Origin of the sequence: Methylobacter arcticus, from assembly GCF_050917435.1 — a bacterium.
In the GTDB taxonomy this organism is placed as follows: Bacteria; Pseudomonadota; Gammaproteobacteria; order Methylococcales; family Methylomonadaceae; genus Methylobacter_A; species Methylobacter_A titanis.
Map to the genome: position 1 here is coordinate 2,840,597 of NZ_CP159583.1, position 17,200 is coordinate 2,857,796.

The 17,200-nt window shown below is 43.6% G+C and carries 12 protein-coding genes; 10 read left to right on the forward strand and 2 right to left on the reverse strand.

Going from position 1 to position 17,200, the window contains the following annotated elements; translation table 11 throughout:
- Positions 1 to 148: 148 nt before the first annotated feature.
- From ABXJ76_RS13555 to ABXJ76_RS13600, 10 genes are all read left to right on the forward strand, one after another.
- Complete coding sequence (locus tag ABXJ76_RS13555) at positions 149 to 1,375, forward strand: undecaprenyl-phosphate glucose phosphotransferase (protein WP_432741234.1); 1,227 nt, start codon at positions 149 to 151, stop codon at positions 1,373 to 1,375.
- Positions 1,365 to 2,177, forward strand: a complete 813-nt coding sequence (gene epsE, locus ABXJ76_RS13560; RefSeq protein WP_432741236.1) for a polysaccharide export protein EpsE — start codon at positions 1,365 to 1,367, stop codon at positions 2,175 to 2,177. The genes ABXJ76_RS13555 and epsE overlap by 11 nt, the downstream gene beginning before the upstream one ends.
- Positions 2,178 to 2,254: 77 nt before the next feature.
- On the forward strand, positions 2,255 to 3,664 hold the full coding sequence (gene epsF, locus ABXJ76_RS13565; protein ID WP_432741237.1) for a chain length determinant protein EpsF: 1,410 nt from the start codon (positions 2,255 to 2,257) through the stop codon (positions 3,662 to 3,664).
- Between the two features lie 28 nt (positions 3,665 to 3,692).
- The gene (gene epsG, locus ABXJ76_RS13570; RefSeq protein ID WP_432741239.1) at positions 3,693 to 4,565 is read left to right on the forward strand and encodes a chain length determinant protein tyrosine kinase EpsG; all 873 of its coding nucleotides are present in this window, start codon (positions 3,693 to 3,695) and stop codon (positions 4,563 to 4,565) included.
- 217 nt (positions 4,566 to 4,782) lie between these two features.
- Complete coding sequence (epsL, locus tag ABXJ76_RS13575) at positions 4,783 to 6,024, forward strand: XrtB/PEP-CTERM-associated polysaccharide biosynthesis outer membrane protein EpsL (RefSeq protein ID WP_432741241.1); 1,242 nt, start codon at positions 4,783 to 4,785, stop codon at positions 6,022 to 6,024.
- A gap of 216 nt (positions 6,025 to 6,240) precedes the next feature.
- A complete protein-coding gene (locus tag ABXJ76_RS13580) occupies positions 6,241 to 9,693 on the forward strand; it encodes a non-ribosomal peptide synthetase (protein ID WP_432741242.1) in 3,453 nt (1,150 codons plus the stop codon).
- Between the two features lie 494 nt (positions 9,694 to 10,187).
- Complete coding sequence (locus ABXJ76_RS13585; protein ID WP_432741244.1) at positions 10,188 to 11,789, forward strand: lipopolysaccharide biosynthesis protein; 1,602 nt, start codon at positions 10,188 to 10,190, stop codon at positions 11,787 to 11,789.
- Positions 11,786 to 13,219, forward strand: a complete 1,434-nt coding sequence (locus ABXJ76_RS13590; protein ID WP_432741246.1) for an O-antigen ligase family protein — start codon at positions 11,786 to 11,788, stop codon at positions 13,217 to 13,219. Before ABXJ76_RS13585 ends, ABXJ76_RS13590 begins: the two co-directional genes overlap by 4 nt.
- A 6-nt stretch (positions 13,220 to 13,225) precedes the next feature.
- Entirely contained in the window at positions 13,226 to 14,182 is a 957-nt protein-coding gene (locus ABXJ76_RS13595) for a glycosyltransferase family 2 protein (RefSeq protein ID WP_432741248.1), read from the forward strand.
- Positions 14,183 to 14,469: 287 nt separating this feature from the next.
- Positions 14,470 to 15,486 (forward strand): glycosyltransferase family 2 protein, encoded by a 1,017-nt coding sequence (locus tag ABXJ76_RS13600; protein WP_432741250.1) that lies wholly within the window; start codon positions 14,470 to 14,472, stop codon positions 15,484 to 15,486.
- Positions 15,487 to 15,588: 102 nt separating this feature from the next.
- Here the strand turns inward: ABXJ76_RS13600 and ABXJ76_RS13605 are convergent, their stop codons facing one another.
- On the reverse strand, positions 15,589 to 16,491 hold the full coding sequence (locus ABXJ76_RS13605; RefSeq protein WP_432741252.1) for an IS982 family transposase: 903 nt from the start codon (positions 16,489 to 16,491) through the stop codon (positions 15,589 to 15,591).
- Positions 16,488 to 16,916: an IS200/IS605 family transposase gene (tnpA, locus tag ABXJ76_RS13610; protein ID WP_432741254.1), complete on the reverse strand. Its 429-nt coding sequence runs from the start codon at positions 16,914 to 16,916 to the stop codon at positions 16,488 to 16,490. Before tnpA ends, ABXJ76_RS13605 begins: the two co-directional genes overlap by 4 nt.
- Between the last annotated feature and the right edge of the window lie 284 nt (positions 16,917 to 17,200).

Below are 17,200 nucleotides of genomic sequence, written 5' to 3' on the forward strand. Positions count from 1 at the left end.
TTGTACAAATTATTCGCTTCCTATATTCTAAAAGCGTTTCTATCTTTCCAATCGATTTTTCTAGGATAAATAGGGATATTTTGCATCATGCCTGAAATGGAACCGTTACTTAGATTGCAGTCCAAGCCTATTTTAAATTAGTTGGCCTATGCAGGGCGATTTTTTCATAACCTTTTTAGGAGTTATCATGGAATCTATTAAAGCGAGTTTGTCGTCTGTAAGCCCACTCGCACCTATCAGCATTGATCATTACCACACAGGAAAAGAGAGTTCGACATGGAATTTGAATTGTTTAGGAAATAGCATGGGATTTGAATCCAACATAAAACCCTTGTGGAAGAAATCTGTGGTTAACTTATTTCGACATCAATGGTCATTTACCCAGAATGAAGCGTCCCGAGCAGTCATTATCGGATTTAGTAGCTTAAGTAATGAACTCGCCTACAAATTTAAGCAAAACCCGTCGCTGGGAGTGAACTTCATGGGTTTTTTTGATGATCGTTGGCAGAAACGCTTTTCAGGACAAAGCCAACAACCGGAAAAACTACTAGGCAGCGTTGCAACAGCTGCCGAATTTGTTAAAGCCCATAACGTTCAGCATATTTATATCGCTTTACCCATGTCCGCACAGCCGCGGATTCTGGCATTACTGGATGATTTGCGCGATACCACCGCATCGATTTACTTTGTGCCGGATATATTTTTGTTTGATTTAATTCAGGCCAACATCAGCAACATAAATGGCATTCCCATAGTAGCCGTGTGCCAAAGCCCGTTTGTTGGTATCAACAGTAAAATTAAACGGATCAGTGATGTAGTGCTATCACTCTCGATTTTGCTATTGATCGCTCCATTGATGCTGTTGATTGCTATTGGCGTAAAGCTCAGCTCACACGGTCCGATATTATTCAAACAGCGTCGTTATGGATTAGACGGCAAAGAAATTCTGGTTTATAAATTTCGTAGCATGACCGTACTGGAAGACGGAGAGCACGTTAACCAGGCAACGCGAAATGATCCGAGAATCACCCGATTGGGCAGTTTTCTGCGAAAAACATCTCTAGATGAATTACCGCAGTTTATCAATGTGTTGCAGGGGTGTATGAGCATTGTTGGCCCGAGACCACATGCTGTCAGTCATAATGAAATGTACCGCAGCCTAATTAAAGGCTACATGATTAGGCATAAAGTAAAGCCAGGCATCACTGGCTGGGCTCAGGTTAACGGTTTTCGTGGTGAAACAGATATTCTCGAAAAAATGCAGGATCGGATTAATCACGATCTCGATTACCTGCGCAACTGGTCATTATTTCTCGACTTAGTGATCATATTTAAAACTATCGCCGTAGTAATCAAGGATAAAAATGCATACTAACAAAAGATTTCAGCGTTTAGATAAACGCTATCTGTTGCTAGTGGTTTTTCTGCTACTGTTGCCTATGCAGCAAAGCATTGCCACTAATAGCATTGGCCCTGATGATGTTTTGCGCATCTATGTTTACGGTCATGAGGATTTAAGAACTGAAACTCGCGTTTCATCCGATGGCCGGATTAACTTTCCGTTAATCGGTGAAGTCGTGGTGAGCGGGAAATCAAGCATGGAACTGGAGGAAACCATTGCCATAGGTTTAATTAATGGCGGCTTTATCCACGATGCTCAAGTCAGTGTCACTGTGTTGGAACATGTCAGCCAACAGGTATCGGTGCTAGGTCACGTCAATAAACCGGGGCGTTATCCTCTGGATTCCGATAGTTCAATCGTCGATTTGATCGCCATGGCCGAAGGTATTGACGAATTGGGCGACAATAAAGCCGTGGTTACCCGAACTGTTAACGGAAAGCCGCAAAGGCAGGAACTGAATTTGCGCGTTTACCTGGAAGACGCCGAAAGTATCGCGCCATTTAAGATGCACCAAGGCGATGTGGTATACGTACCCAAGGCCCCGCTATTTTATATTTATGGCGAAGTTCAGCGCCCGGGAAGTTATCGTATTGAACCGGGAATTACGGTGCTAAAGGCCTTATCGATCGGCGGCGGACTGACACTACGCGGCACTGAAAACGGTATAGTCATAAAACGTAAAGATGAAAACGGCACCTTACAAGAAGCTGATGTGGAATTGAAAGATACCGTATTAAAAGATGATGTAATTTATGTTAGTGAGCGTTGGTTTTAACATGTTGCAAACCGGGATATGTTCTTGCACCACCCTTACCGGTTGTCCAGATTAAATCAATAAAACAAAGGAATAATATGAACTTTCAACAATTTATTAACATCCTCTGGTCGCGCAAATCAGTCGCACTATCAGTATTAATGGTGACGGTGATCACAACCTTGGTGTTGAGTTTGTTGTTACCCAAACAATACCTGGCCACAACATCAATAGTAGTCGATCAACGCAGTGTCGATCCGGTAACGGGACTGACCTTGCCGGTACAACTGATGCCAGGGTATATAGCAACACAAGTCGATGTAATTTCCAGTCATAATGTAGCGCGCAAAGTAGTGGAAAAGCTTAAGCTCAGCGAAGACCCACAAATACAGGAAGACTTTGCAAAATCCAAGAGTACTGGCGACATCAGAGACTGGATTGCGGATTTATTGCTGAAAAGCCTGGACATCAATCCATCACGCGAGAGTAACGTGATACAGGTTGACGCTACCTCTATCGACCCGCAATCGGCCGCGAATATTGCCAACGCTTTTGCCGATGCCTACATACAAACTGGCATCGAATTGCAAGCTCAACCGGCCAAACTAACTGCAGACTGGTTCGACTTGCAAATGGCTACCTTGCGAGAGCATCTGGAACATGCGCAGTCGGTGCTGTCTACTTATCAACAACAGCACGGTATCGTCGCGACAGATGATCGCCTTGACTTGGAAAGTTCTCGCCTGTCTGAATTATCGCGGCAGTTGTTGGAAAGTCAGGTTCAGACTAGCGAATTGCAATCCAGAAAAGATTTACTGACAACTACCATCAAACAGGGCGGTTCATCCGAAGCGTTACAGGAAGTATTGAATAATCCTTTAATTCAAGCACTTAAGTCTGAATTAGCGCGAGCGGAAGCCAGTTTTGCCGAATTGTCCAAACGAGTTGACATAAATCACCCGCAGTACAAGCAAGCGAAAGCCGAAGTGAACAGCCTGCGACAAAAAACTCAGTCTGAAATCAAAATGGTGTTAAGCAGTATCACCAGTGGACTCGCGTCTTCCAATCAACGTGACCGGATAGTTGCCAATGCTTTGGCTGAACAAAAAGCCAAGGTGTTGCATCTGAAAAAACAGCATGATGAAATAGCGGTTTATAGCCGTGAGGTGGAAAACGCTCAGCGGGCATACGATGCCGCCATGCAACGTACGGTACAAACCCGTATGGAAAGCGAAATCAGCCAAACCAATATTGCCGTCCTGAATCCAGCCCTTCCGCCGCAAAAACACGCCAAGCCCAATGTACAGTTGAACATGATTCTGTCGGTTTTTTTGGGTGGCATGTTAGGAATGGGTGCGGCATTATTGGCTGAAATCATGGATCGTCGAGTGCGCTCTGCTTTTGATATTTCGGAGTTATTGGCCATTCCTGTTTTCGCCATTGTTTCCACATCGGCATCCAAGCCAACGAGAATGCCCCATCTGTTTAATCGTGACAATACCAAATAGCCGATCCAACCATTAAAGGAGCGCATAAATGCACGCAGTAGACGCTATAATTAACAAAAAAATGGTCACAACTGAAAGTCCTATTTCTATGGGGGCTTTGTTTCTCGATGCGGGGAAAATTAGTGTTGGCGATGCCGAACGCATTATCGTTTTGCAAAAACAGAAAGGCATACGCTTTGGCGAAGCAGCGAAAGCATTAGGATTGATCACTGATGACGATATTCAAGAGGCACTATCTCAGCAATTTGATTTCCCATTTCTAGCGGCAAGTGAAGAAAATTTCAGCAGGGAACTGATCGCAGCATACCAGCCCTTTAGTGCGCAAGTGGAAGCGCTACGAGCTTTACGTGGACAGCTCATGCTACGCTGGTTTCTCGACGCCCATAAAACCTTAGCGCTGGTCAGTCCCCGTCAGGGTGAAGGGCGTAGTAACATAGCGGCCAATTTAGCGATTGTTTTTTCCCAGCTTGGTGAGCGCACCTTGCTAATTGATGCAGATCTACGACAGCCGCAGCAACATGCGTTATTCAAGCTACACAACGTTTACGGCTTATCGGACGTGTTAGCAGGCCGCGCTGATCTTACTGGCGTCACACGCATTCCAGGCTTCCGGGATTTATCGGTCTTGCCTGCGGGCACAGTACCGCCCAATCCGGTCGAATTAATTAGCCGAGGCTTAAAAACCTGTTTACATCAATTACGCTCACAGTTTGATGTAATTCTGATCGATACTCCATCGGCAGAACAGGGGATTGATGCACAAATTATCGCCTCACATTGTGGCGGCGCACTTTTAGTGGCGCGACAACACAAAACTAGGTTGAATGATTTACAGCTGTTAAAAGAAGCATTACAAGACACGGGCAGTCAATGCGTTGGCGCTGTTCTAACAGATTTTTAAAAACTAACTGATGTTACGCAGGAAAATAAAAATCAATAACTTACGAAGCAAAAAACGACCTTAGGTTATTGATAGCTCGTAGTTGGTGCATAACATCAGATACTAAAAACTAAAGATTAAACCTGATTGCTTAATTACATTAAATAAACTATATTAACAATCTATAGTAACATTATGTTTTTTATAGATTGTTAATAAATTATCATCATCATTAATTATGAAATTAAGCAAGAACAATGCGATCAGAAATCGCTACTTATTACCATGTTACATGATGCTGATAAGCGGAGTATTGCCTAATAAAAGTTATGCCGTAGCATCGCCAGACGATACCATCAGACCCTATGTTGCCTCCAACCTACTATACGACAGCAATTTTTTACGGCTATCCGATAATGTCGATCCGGTATCGATTACCGGTCAAAGCGATAAAAGCGATTTTATTAAGCAGGTTTCAGCCGGATTTGATATGGACTGGACAATCAGCAAGCAGCATCTGATCATCAAAGCCAGCGCTAACCAGAACTGGTTCCAAAACTTCACCAACCTGGATTACACTGGTTGGGACACTCTAGCTCAATGGAACTGGCAAGTAGGGAATAATCTGGATGGCGAAATTGGATACTCCAATGTTCAAACGTTGGGTAGTTTTGGTCAATTGAATAGCTTAGTAGACAACTTGCAAAATAATCAACGTTACTTTGCCAACGGCGGTTACCTGTTTCACCCCAACGGCAAGATTAAATTTGGTCTCTTTAGAGAAGAGAGGCAGTTTGACGATGAAAATCGACAATTTAGCAACAACACCGAAGATAATGCCGAGCTCAACCTGCAGTACCTAAGCCCCACCGAAAGCACTTTAGGGTTACGAATACTCGCAACCGACGGCAAGTATCCACAGCGCCAATTAACTTCCGGCAGCACCCAGGATAATGCCTACACGCGAATGAACTATGCCGTGACTGGGGATTGGCATGCTAACAGTAAAACTCGTATTGATGGACTGGTCGGCTATACACACCAAAACTTTGCCAATTTTAGTAGCCTTGATTTTGCTGACATCATCGCTCATCTTAATCTAAACTGGCGAGTCAGTGACAAAACATTGTTAGAACTGTCCGCAAGACGTGATATTTATCAAGCCGAGAACTTTTTTGCCAGCTTTGTGCTAACTCAAGGCATGTGGCTTAACCTCAGCTGGCAGGCCAGCCCAAAAATCGCCCTAAATTTGCCCATGTCCTACCAACAGCAACAGTATCTGGGCGGCTCTCGCAGCAACAACATTAGCACTGAGCAACAAACAGACAACGTCAGCAACATCGGCTTAAATGTGATGTATCACCCATTGGAAAGCATCAGTATTGGCCCTATACTGAACTACGAAAAACGCGACTCTAATAACCCGCTTGCCTCTTACGAAACCAAATCGGCCGGAATTAACTTAAAGGCGGCTTTTTAAGATTCAACATAACTCGCGTACGACTAAACATAAATTCTTGGTTTTTACTATCATTAGCTTTAAAAAGACTGCCATCCACGACTCCATATCGTATTTATATAAGACATTCAGCTCAATATCAGGTTTCTTTGATAGGTAATTGCACTAATTGTTTAAAAAAGACAAAGCTTCTATGCTAGACATATTTGTGTTGTATCACTCAGTTTTTTTAGGTTTATGACCCTATTATCTAAGTCTGCATTGCCTCAAAAACCTGTCACTAAACAGCGTCTAGAATGGACGGAGTTAAAACCAGAAATGATTGAAACCATGAAACAGCAGCTGGATTACTGGAAGTTGCAATTGGCGAATATGCCCATACTGGACTTGCCTACCGATAGGCCCCGCTCGGCGCTACAGTCATTCCGAGCTGAAACGCAGCAATTCAGTTTGCCACCCGGCTTGACTGAGGGACTAAAAGACCTGAGTCGGCGCGAAGGCGCAACCTTATTCACAACACTGGCGACGGCTTTTCAAGTACTGCTGCACCGCTACAGCGGCCAAGACGACATTGTAATCGGTACGCCGTCTGCGGGGCGTACCGATTTAGAGCTTGAAGACTCGCTCGGCTTATTTGTCAACACCCTGCTGTTGCGTACTGATCTTTCAGGCAACCCAAGTTTCCGTGAACTGCTGGCGCAGGTGCAAGAAGTTGCACTTGGAGCTTACGCCAATCAGGATATACCGTTTAAAAAACTGGTCGAGGCACTCGACCCGCAATGCGAATGCAGTCACAATCCGCTGTTCCAAGTCATGTTCTCACTTCGGAATGTTTCCGACGACAAATCGCAGTTAAATGCAATTACCCCAGAGTTTTTACAGGTCGATACCGAAACGACCCAACTCGACCTTACCTTAGAACTGTTGGAAACACCGCACGGTCTAACAGGCGAGATGGAATACGCCAGCGATTTGTTCGAGGCCGCGACCATAACCCGCCTGATCGGGCATTTTCAGACCTTACTCGAAGGCATCGTCGCTCAGCCGGAGGCGCGGCTATTCGAATTACCCCTGCTGACTGAGTCTGATCGCCAGCAACTGTTGGCGGAGTGGAATAGCACTACCGTAACATTTCTACATAATCGTTTTATTCATCATTTGTTCGAAGAACAAGTTGCCCGATCCCCTGAAGCTGTGGCGGTGGTCTATGAAGAACATCAACTGACTTACGGCGAACTTAACGCCCGCGCCAATCAACTGGCCCATCATCTGCGAGACATCGGAGTGAAACCGGAGGCGTTGGTAGGCATTTGCCTTGAACGATCCCTGGATATGGTGGTTGGATTGCTGGGTATTCTTAAGGCCGGGGGGGGCTATGTGCCACTTGATCCTGCTTATCCCAAGGAACGTTTGACGTTCATGCTCGAAGACAGTGCCCCGATGGCCTTGCTGACACAAGGCAAGTTTAAGATGCTGTTTGAAGATGTCAGCAAATTTTTATCGGTGATTGATCTGTCGGCCAAGATCCCTTCATGGGTAAGCAAGCCGGAGACTAACCCAGACCACAGCAGTGTTGGACTTATGCCTGAGAATCTGGCCAATGTACTCTACACCTCTGGCTCCACAGGTAAACCGAAAGGCGTTGGAGCTCTGCATCGCGGCCTACAGAACCTGCTTCCTTGGTATATCAGTGAGTTTAATTTATCGTGCGATGATGCCGTTTTGGTAGTGACATCGCATAGTTACGACCTGACACAAAGAAATATTTTCGGCCCCTTACTCGTTGGCGCACGCTTGGTTTTGGCGGGTGAACCCTTTAACCCGCAAGCAATTGTGACATTGGTTGCAAGGGAGCGCATCAGTTTGATCAATCTGACGCCTAGCGCGTTTTATGCACTGATCACGGCCAGTACTAATGGAGAACTCGGCGGATTGCGGCGTGTGATCCTTGGTGGAGAACCGATACAACCCTCCAGATTACTGGAGCTGCCAGAACCGCGGCCTGAGTTTGTCAACGGCTATGGGCCAACTGAGTGCACCGGCATGATTACTTATCACCGAATGTCTCCTGATCTTGAGCAAGACAGATATTGTAACCGCGCAGTGCCAATCGGAAGGCCAATTGCCAACACTCGCATTTACATATTGGACGCCCACCAGCAACTGGTGCCGATTGGCGTGGCCGGAGAAATCCATATAGGCGGAATGCCGGTCGGGCGTGGCTATATGAATCAACCGGAACTAACGGCGGAGCGCTTTGTGCGTGACCCGTTCATCCCGGAAGCTGATGCGCGGATGTACAAGACTGGCGATCTGGCGCGATGGTTAGCCGATGGCACCATTGAATTCTTAGGCCGCAATGACTTCCAAGTCAAAGTTCGGGGCTTTCGCATCGAACTAGGTGAAATCGAGTCGACGTTGCGCGAGCATTCGCAATTACGTGAAGTGGTTGTGGGTGTTTACGAGCCCGTTCCTGGAGATAAAAAGCTGGCAGCTTATATGGTGCCTAAAAGTGATTCAACGCCAATTCCTTCGGAGCTACAAGACTTTCTTAAGTCAAAGTTACCTGAGTTTATGATACCTTCGGCCTTTGTATTTCTTGGTGCCTTACCAACCACGCCAAATGGTAAGATCGACCGAAAGGCTCTGCCGATACCGGATATGAATAAACAGGATCTGGATGTCGCTTTTATTGCTCCACGCAGTCAGGTGGAGACGCGACTGGCTGAGATATGGGGCAACCTATTAGCCATTGATCGTGTCGGAATTTATGATAATTTCTTCACGTTGGGCGGACATTCTTTGTTAGCGATTAAGATGGTTGTCGATGTTAATAAACAATTCGATACCAACTTATCTGTGGGTACAATTTATCAATTTCCAACGGTTGAAAAACTGGGAAGTATAATATCGTCAGGCAAGCCGCAACCTTCATGGTATTCCCTCGTCCCAATTCAGACGCAAGGATCACGCCCCCCCCTATTTGCAATTCATACAATATCGCTCGTAGATTTACCCCATTATTTGGGAAAGGAACAGCCGCTCTATTTTCTACGATATGGCATGGCCGCAGAGAACAGTAATCGTTCTGTCCAACTACCGCAACTGAAGGAGCTTGCCAGTCACTATATTGAAGAGATGCAACAGGTGCAGCCACGAGGCCCCTACTATTTTATGGGGTTTTCCTTTGGTGGTTTAATTGCCTATGAAATAGCCTGTCAATTAGTTGTAAATGGGCATCAAGTGAATTTTGTGGGCTTGTTGGATACGTACCTGACCCGGAAAAAGCTATCACAGCCCTTCCATCGAAAGATCCATAAGTTATTTAGGCAAAACCCACTCCGACTCTTGACAAGAGTCAATAATAAAATTACCGACCTGACAACAGCTAACAAATATGGCACGGATTTCTGGCCTCATATTTATACATCAGCACCTGACGATGCTTGTCGCTATGATTTTCAACCGAAAAATTATAACGGTCGAGTGACACTATTTCAAGGATTCGAGTGGGATAGTGCGTTTTCTAGCTATGCCCTTCCAGAACAAGCATGGCAAACACTTCTGGGTGACAGACTGGAAGTTCAACAGGTTACCGGAGCACATATTGATATATGCAAAGAGCCGCATGTCAAAGTCCTGGCTGAAAAATTAATAGCTTGCATGGATAAAGCAATTGACGATAAATAATATCTTAATATTAAACAGGGAGAGTATTCAGAGAAATTCATTAAAACTAGTTTGTTGCTGGTTTTGTTCTCTGTGAGCTTATTCCAAGCCCAATCAAGCGAGAATACCTGGACTGTTCGCTTTGATTGGTGATTTGTTATCATTGAACTAGCTGGCAAGGTTCGGATGGACTGGTACTTAACATCTCGGGTATTTTAATAGGAGTGAATGTTTCCCGACGCTTTCAAGTCAATTTCGTCAAGCAAGTTTTTCTGCTGTGGACGTAGAACTGCGGCGCCCCCTATTTCGATCTCTCCACCATCAGAATAGAAGGATTATATGTTATTAATTACAGAAACTTACAAATTAACTAACTCACTGGATTTAGGCAAAAAGGAGGCCTGTTTGTGGATAAATCAGACTGGAATATTGGATTCATCCTATTCGTATAGCTTGATAACAACTCTTGTTATTAGCTTAAAGATTTCGCAAAAATGATCACTATGAAACTAGGCATGAAAACTATTTCCCCCGATATTAACAAACAAAGTGTAAGCGCCGTAAAATGGAGTGCGCTTGGAAGCATAGCCCAGTATGGTTTATCGTTGGGCGCACAAATCGTCTTGGCTAGAATCTTGGGACCCGAGAACTACGGATTGTTTGCCATGGGCACCATAGTGCTCACTTTTAGCAATTTTTTTTCCAATTTTGGATTTGCTTGGGGATTAATTCAAATCCAAGACTTAGTCGAAGAGGATATTCGTTTCGTCTTCACTTGGCAGCTTATTACCGGCATTATGATTGCTATCGGGCTGTATTTACTCTCTCCCTTTGTTGCCAACTATTTTAATGAACCGCGAGTCGATCCTATTGTTCGCTGGCTAAGCTTGGCGTGTGTGTTCAGCGCCATTACCGCACCAGCCAGTAATCTACTCAGGCGTAATCTCGATTTCCGCTGGATTAATATCATTCAAATTATCAGTTATAGCATTGGCTATCTTGGCATTGGCATCCCGCTGGCTTATCAAGGTGCTGGCGTTTGGTCGCTTGTTGCAGCATGGCTTACGCAATCTTTTATCATGTTGGTAATAACCTTTATTCGACATCCACATTCCATAAAGCCTTTACTTTGGTATAGCGGGGCTAAATTCATGTCCGGAGTTGGTATCACCGTATTTTTAACAAATCTCTGTAATTGGCTACTCAATAACATGGATCGTATTTTTTTAGGACGCTTTCTTGATTCTCATGCAGTAGGGCTTTACACCGTAGGCTATAATCTTTCTAATACACCCAACAATCTATTTATTGGCGCATTTCAACCTGCATTTTTTACTGCAGGCGCCCGTCTTCAATCGGAACCGGATCGTTTGCGTCGAGCTTACCTTCCGGTCATTGCGACAGTGTGGATACTTATTGCCCCGCTTTTTATTCTCTTTGCAATAATTGCCCCAGATTTAATTGGTTTTTTATATGGTCGAGCATGGACATCCTCTGCAATGGTATTGGCTATTTTGGCGCTAAGCATGCCTGCTTATATCACATGGAGTATGTCAACCCCCATTTTGTGGAATACCGGCAGGAAGCATTTTGAGAGCTTATTGCAATTGCCCATCCTAGCAATAGCGGGTTATGCCTTTTATAGCTTCGCCAACCAAGGCATTATGATGGTTGCGTTGATCACTGCCGGCCTCATTGTCATTCGGGCTACCGTAATCACAACCGCCGCCTGTCGACGGTTAAACATTTCCTTTTTGGATTTATTCTCTTTTGCTGTTCGTGGTATCGTCATGATGAGTCTTACGGCAGTCAGTACTTTTAGCGGGATTAAACTTGGCGTTCTTGGAAATATTTATATCACCACTAAACTTAGCCCCCTTGCGTATACTTTTGCTGGCATCAACGTTAATTTTGCCGCAGTAACTCCCCATTTACTCCCACTTCTTGGAGGTGTTTTTTTTGGAAGCCTTATTTTATTAGCGACCGTATTTGTTTTTCCGCGCTTGCTTGGGAATGAGGTGATCGAGATGTTGAGTCGTTTTAGTCCGCGACTATCTCGAGCGTTAGACGACAATACCAAATCTGAATCAAGAAAATTAATGGCGGTGGAAAAATGACTGAAATTTTATTAACCGCTGTATTGTTTCTGGCGGCATTTTTTGCTGCCATAGGTGCAATATTCTGTTTTATGAGGCTTATGCATATGCTTCGTAACAAGGAAGAAGGTTATCTGCCGTACATTTTTTATACATCAACCTTTGTTTTTATGCTCACACACATAGTCTTAGGGCGAAATATGTTTGTATATCCCGAGCCTAGCAATAGCAATTTGACGTCGCCGTCCTATTTTTTATGGATCAGTCGTGCCAATACGACATTTATTCTTTTTGCAGCCTGTCAATGGTTAACTAGTCGATTAATGCATTACGGAAGTAAACCCAATGCTCCGACCCTACTGATCATCGCGTTCTTGTTTCTCTTCTTTACCAACGTGTTCATCCCAGCATTCTTCAGTACTCATCCATCGCTTTCCCACCAGTACGTGTACATGGCCTTATTAGGCGTTGCATCTCTATTGTTCGCCCAAGAAAAAGAAGAAACGGCTATCCATGCATTCCGTAATTCTATCTTTATTTTTTTGGTGGTCAGTGCAGGATTTATAACCTGGAATCCTGGATTAGTATTTAGTAAAAATTATCTTGCTGGAGTTATTCCTGGACTAACTTACCGTTATGCTGGATTGGCTGATCACCCAAACACTTTAGGCTCAATGGCAACCCTATTTTTGCTATGCTTATGGAGCAAACCTTTTCCTAGTCGTTGGATCAACTTTTTAGGCTGGACAATCGGCTATTTGAGTTTGGTGTTAGCCCAATCCAAAACATGCTGGATCGTTTTTATTCTATGCATGTCCTGTTTGGGATATTTCAAATATGGCGATTTTTTAAAGCAGCGCCTTTTAGATTTTAAGAATCCTATTTTACCGGCGATTTTTATCATTATGTCCATGATAACGGCCAGCATTGTGTTGGGTGTGGTTATGTTTAGCGATATAGGGAGTAAATTTAATTCATTTTTTTCTACACGCGAGGGTTCTGATCTTATGACGATGACAGGGCGAACTATGATCTGGGAAGTCGCGCTAAATGAGTGGAATCACAATCCCCTATTTGGATATGGATTAACCATCTGGGATGACGCACACCGAGCAAGAATCGGTATGCCTTGGGCAGTTACTGCACATAGTCAATTTTATCAATCGCTTGCTAGCGCGGGGACTGTGGGTGTATCAGGATTATTAATCTATGTAACAACATTATTTTGGTTTGCCTTGAAAACCGCAAAATCGAGCCGAGGACTAACGATTGCTATTTTCTTAATGCTTTCAGTTCGAGGAATCAGTGAAGTTCCGTTAACCATAATTGGTTTTGATTTCGATGCACTCACCCATGCGTTACTCTTGATGATTATTGGCGCTCAATTCAAATCTGATCGCACTCCAAAAAAAACCAACAACTCACCAAACACTTATTTTCTTCAGGAGTAACAACTGATGTTCTGCTCAATTATTATCCCTTTGTATAACAAGGCAGGCTTCATTACAGCAGCTATTCAATCCGTACTTAACCAAAGTCATCAGAATTTTGAAATAATTGTGGTCGATGATGGTTCAACTGATGATGGTGCATTGATAGTTCGAGCTATTCATGATCACAGAATTAAACTCATTCAGCAAGCCAACAGCGGCGTATCGTGTGCGAGAAACCAGGGTATTGATCTAGCAAAAGGTGAGCTTGTGTGTTTTCTGGACGCGGATGACTGGTACTTGCCCTCGTACCTTGAAACTATTATTTCAATGGCATTTCGATACCCGGAAATAGCTTTTTTTGCCACTTATTATAAAAGAGTTAGCATTGACAGCCTAAACAAAATAGGCATGTCTTGGAATCCAGGCGATACTCATACTATCGAGTTAATTGACAATTTTTTCCATCGTTGGCGATTGGGTTCGCTATTCGTCACCAATTCAGTCGCCATTAGACGGTTGCATTTAACCCAGTTCAAGCCTTATTTCCCGCTAAACGAGCAATGGGCGGAAGATCAGGATCTGTGGTTTAGACTAGCCGAAAAATCTCCTCTTGCGTATTGCCCGGCACCGCTTGTTGGTTATAGGATGGAAGTGAATGGTAGCCTTTGTGCAATTAATGAGCCACGTTCATCAGTCATGTCTGCCTGTTATCTTCGCCTTGAGCAACGAGCGCTTGATCCACAATTCCCAGACAAGCATCGAAATTCTGCACTCAAATTGGTTGCAGAGAGCAAAATCACATTAGCACGCAATGCCTTAATGGAGGGACGACGTTACGATGCTTTTATACAGCTGCTTAATACATGGCACGGATTGCTCTCAAAAAGATGGTGGGTCAGTTTAATGATGTGCCTTGTTGGTTCACCCGTTTTTGTAAGTCGTTGGGAAAACTGGCGGCTTCAACGAACTCGTAATTGGTGATGCACTCTATTCCCATATCACTCAAAAATCGTCTACCTTTAAGTTAGTCAAACAGCAAAATTTAAGGGGTATGATTCGCAAAACACACCTTCAGTCGCTTGGCACCTCAAGACCGAAAAGCCTGAAAAAACAGTATTGTGAGCATTAAAAGTATTGGCGGCACAGACCAATTTTCTGACATTAAAAGCCATTTTGGCTGGACAGAATCTGCCGCATGATGATTAAGGTTACACTTCGGAGTATTGAATTAGCCGAATATTTTAAACCGACTTACTTCTAAAAATATTATGATGTCCGCCCCTAGCAAACCACGTCTGACTATCCTTATCAAGGCCCTCAACGAAGAGCATCATATTGCTGCTTGTCTTGATGCTGCCGTCCCTGAAGCTCAAGCTTTTGGTGGAGAGATAATACTGATCGATTCACTATCAACGGATAATACAGTGGTCATTGCACGCCAATATCCTATTCGGATAATACAATTTGAACGAATTGAAGACAGAGGATGCGGTGCAGCTGTTCAACTGGGTTACCAATATGCACGAGGTGACTTTATCTACGTACTTGACGCCGACATGGAACTGCAGCCGGGATTTATTGCGCATGCGCTTGAATATTTGGAGACCAACCCAGCGGTTGCGGGCGTTGGCGGATTAATTATTGATACTCGTAAAATTACACCTGAGGACAGACGTCGTGCAGAGCACTACTCTTCTATTAATGACGCTGTGTTTGTGGATCATCTCGGTGGTGGTGGACTGTTCCGGCGTAGCGCAATAGCCTCAGTTGACTATCTATCCAATCGCTGGCTGAAAGCTTGCGAAGAAGGCGATTTGGGTATGCGTTTGGTGGCCGCCGGATGGCATTTAGTACGACTGCCGGTATCAGCTGTCAAACACACCGGTCATAACGAGTCAGGGCTTGAAATGATGTTCCGCCTATGGCGCAATGGACGCATGCAGGCGTACGGCGTATTCCTGCGCAACGCGATAGGAAGACCTTGGTGGTGGGCAAGTATTAAGCACGCTTGGTTTATTTTTGCAGCACCTGCGCTTTATCTTATAGCCTTTTTGTTTTCATGGGTGCAAACCAGTGCTGGCATTGAACCACATAAAGCATTGCTAACCTCGGTCACGTTGCTTTGGATTTTGGCATTTCTAGCGCTGTGGAAGAAAAAACGTGACGCTGCAGATGCGTTACTTGCTATCGCTGCGTGGCATTTTTATGCTGTCGCTGCTATTCCTACATTTCTTAAGAAAGTTCCTGATCCCCATCAACTCATTTCCGCCCGTAAAATAAAATAATCCGATTTGTTCTTTTTCACTGACATTCCGCCCCCCCTTAGCATCTCATCGAGATTAAATGATATTATTTTTTTCTAAATAACCTGAGTTCGGGATAAGGAATCATAACAATGGCAACAAATCCTCTCTTCGTAAATTGAGTGCAGGCTTTTTATCTTGGTAAGAATAAGCGACTAAACAGGCGACAATATTGATCATATAATTTGTCAGGGAACGATGCCTGGAGTGCTCAAGCTGAAAAATGTTTTTGAGTTGATCATTGATAGTTTCAATAATACTGCGTTTTCTCAGTAAAAGTGCATCAAAAGCGGCGATAACTTTAGGTTTCATATTCTTTTTGAGTGTTGTAATTAACTCAACGTCATCAATTGCCAATAGTTCAGTGAGTTTTTTAGAAATATAGCCCCTATCGCCAAAAAGCTTACCAATCAAATTTTTAGCCAGTTTGGGTACCGGTTTTCGATCATCAACATTGCCTTTAGTCATCGAAAAGGACAAGATTTCGCCGCAATCATCAGCAATGATATGTAATTTAAAGCCATAGAACCAACCGGTAGAAGATTTGCCGCGTTGGGCTTCCTGTTTGAAGGTTTTATGGCGTGGAATTCGAATGTTTTTACAAATACACAGTGGTGTTGAATCGACAAAGGCAATTCCCTTGCTTTGACCGCATCGCGATTGTATAAAGGCAGTTAAGGGAACCAGAATATCCGGTATCAATTCGATAAAACGGTTATAACTCGGTACCTTAGGAAAATATTTTATTAAATGTTTAAGCAAATAGCGTTGATAAAACCATTTAAATGTTTGGTAACCTGTCTGATGATAGTAAACAATAAGCGTGATGATTTCGCTACAGCTAATACAGCGTTGTTGTTGTTTTCTTTTTCTTTCACCAGTTTCTATTAACGTTTTTTCCCATTCTGGACTGAACAACCACCAGCTAAAGCTGGTGGGTTCGTATAATGGACTAAAGTCCGGATACGGGTCATAAGACCCGTTCATGACTCTGTCCTAAAATTATCATCTCCTTTGGGTTCAAAATGATGTTCCAGATAATTTTTTATCATTTCATCTGTCAACTCACCAGAAGTCACGCAAAAGTAACCCCGTGCCCAGAAGTGACGACCCCAATAGCGTTTTTTCAAATCAGGAAAACTCTCGAACAGCTTCATCGAACACCTGCCTTTGATTCGCCTCATAATTTCGCTCGGTGCCAAATTGGGTGGCGCAGAAACCAAAATATGGACAGGATCCTGACTGATAACGCCTTTCAGAATTTCTATTTCAAAGGCTTCACAGGTTTGCCTAATCAGTTCACGAACTTTCAAACCAACGTCACCTTTCAACACCTTATAACGATACTTTGTGACAAATACAAAATGATATTGAATTTTAAAAACAGTATGACTTCCATAACGGTAATCCATAAGGCCCCCTACTTTTCAGTTCAGAGCAATATCATGCGTCAAAAAATCATAGATAAATCTGACCGCCTAAAAGGCGGTGGTTTTAACCTTACTACGGACTAATAAACGTCTGACAAAAATCGCCCACATCACAAAATAATCGCGTTAAAATCATCACTGGGCAGCCTTTTGAAAAATATAGTCTTGGTCGTTTATATTTTTTCAGCTTTTTATAAAGGCCGCCAACTTTTCTTATCCCGAACTCAGGTTAAATAGCAACATAATTTTCAATTAATTGATTTTTA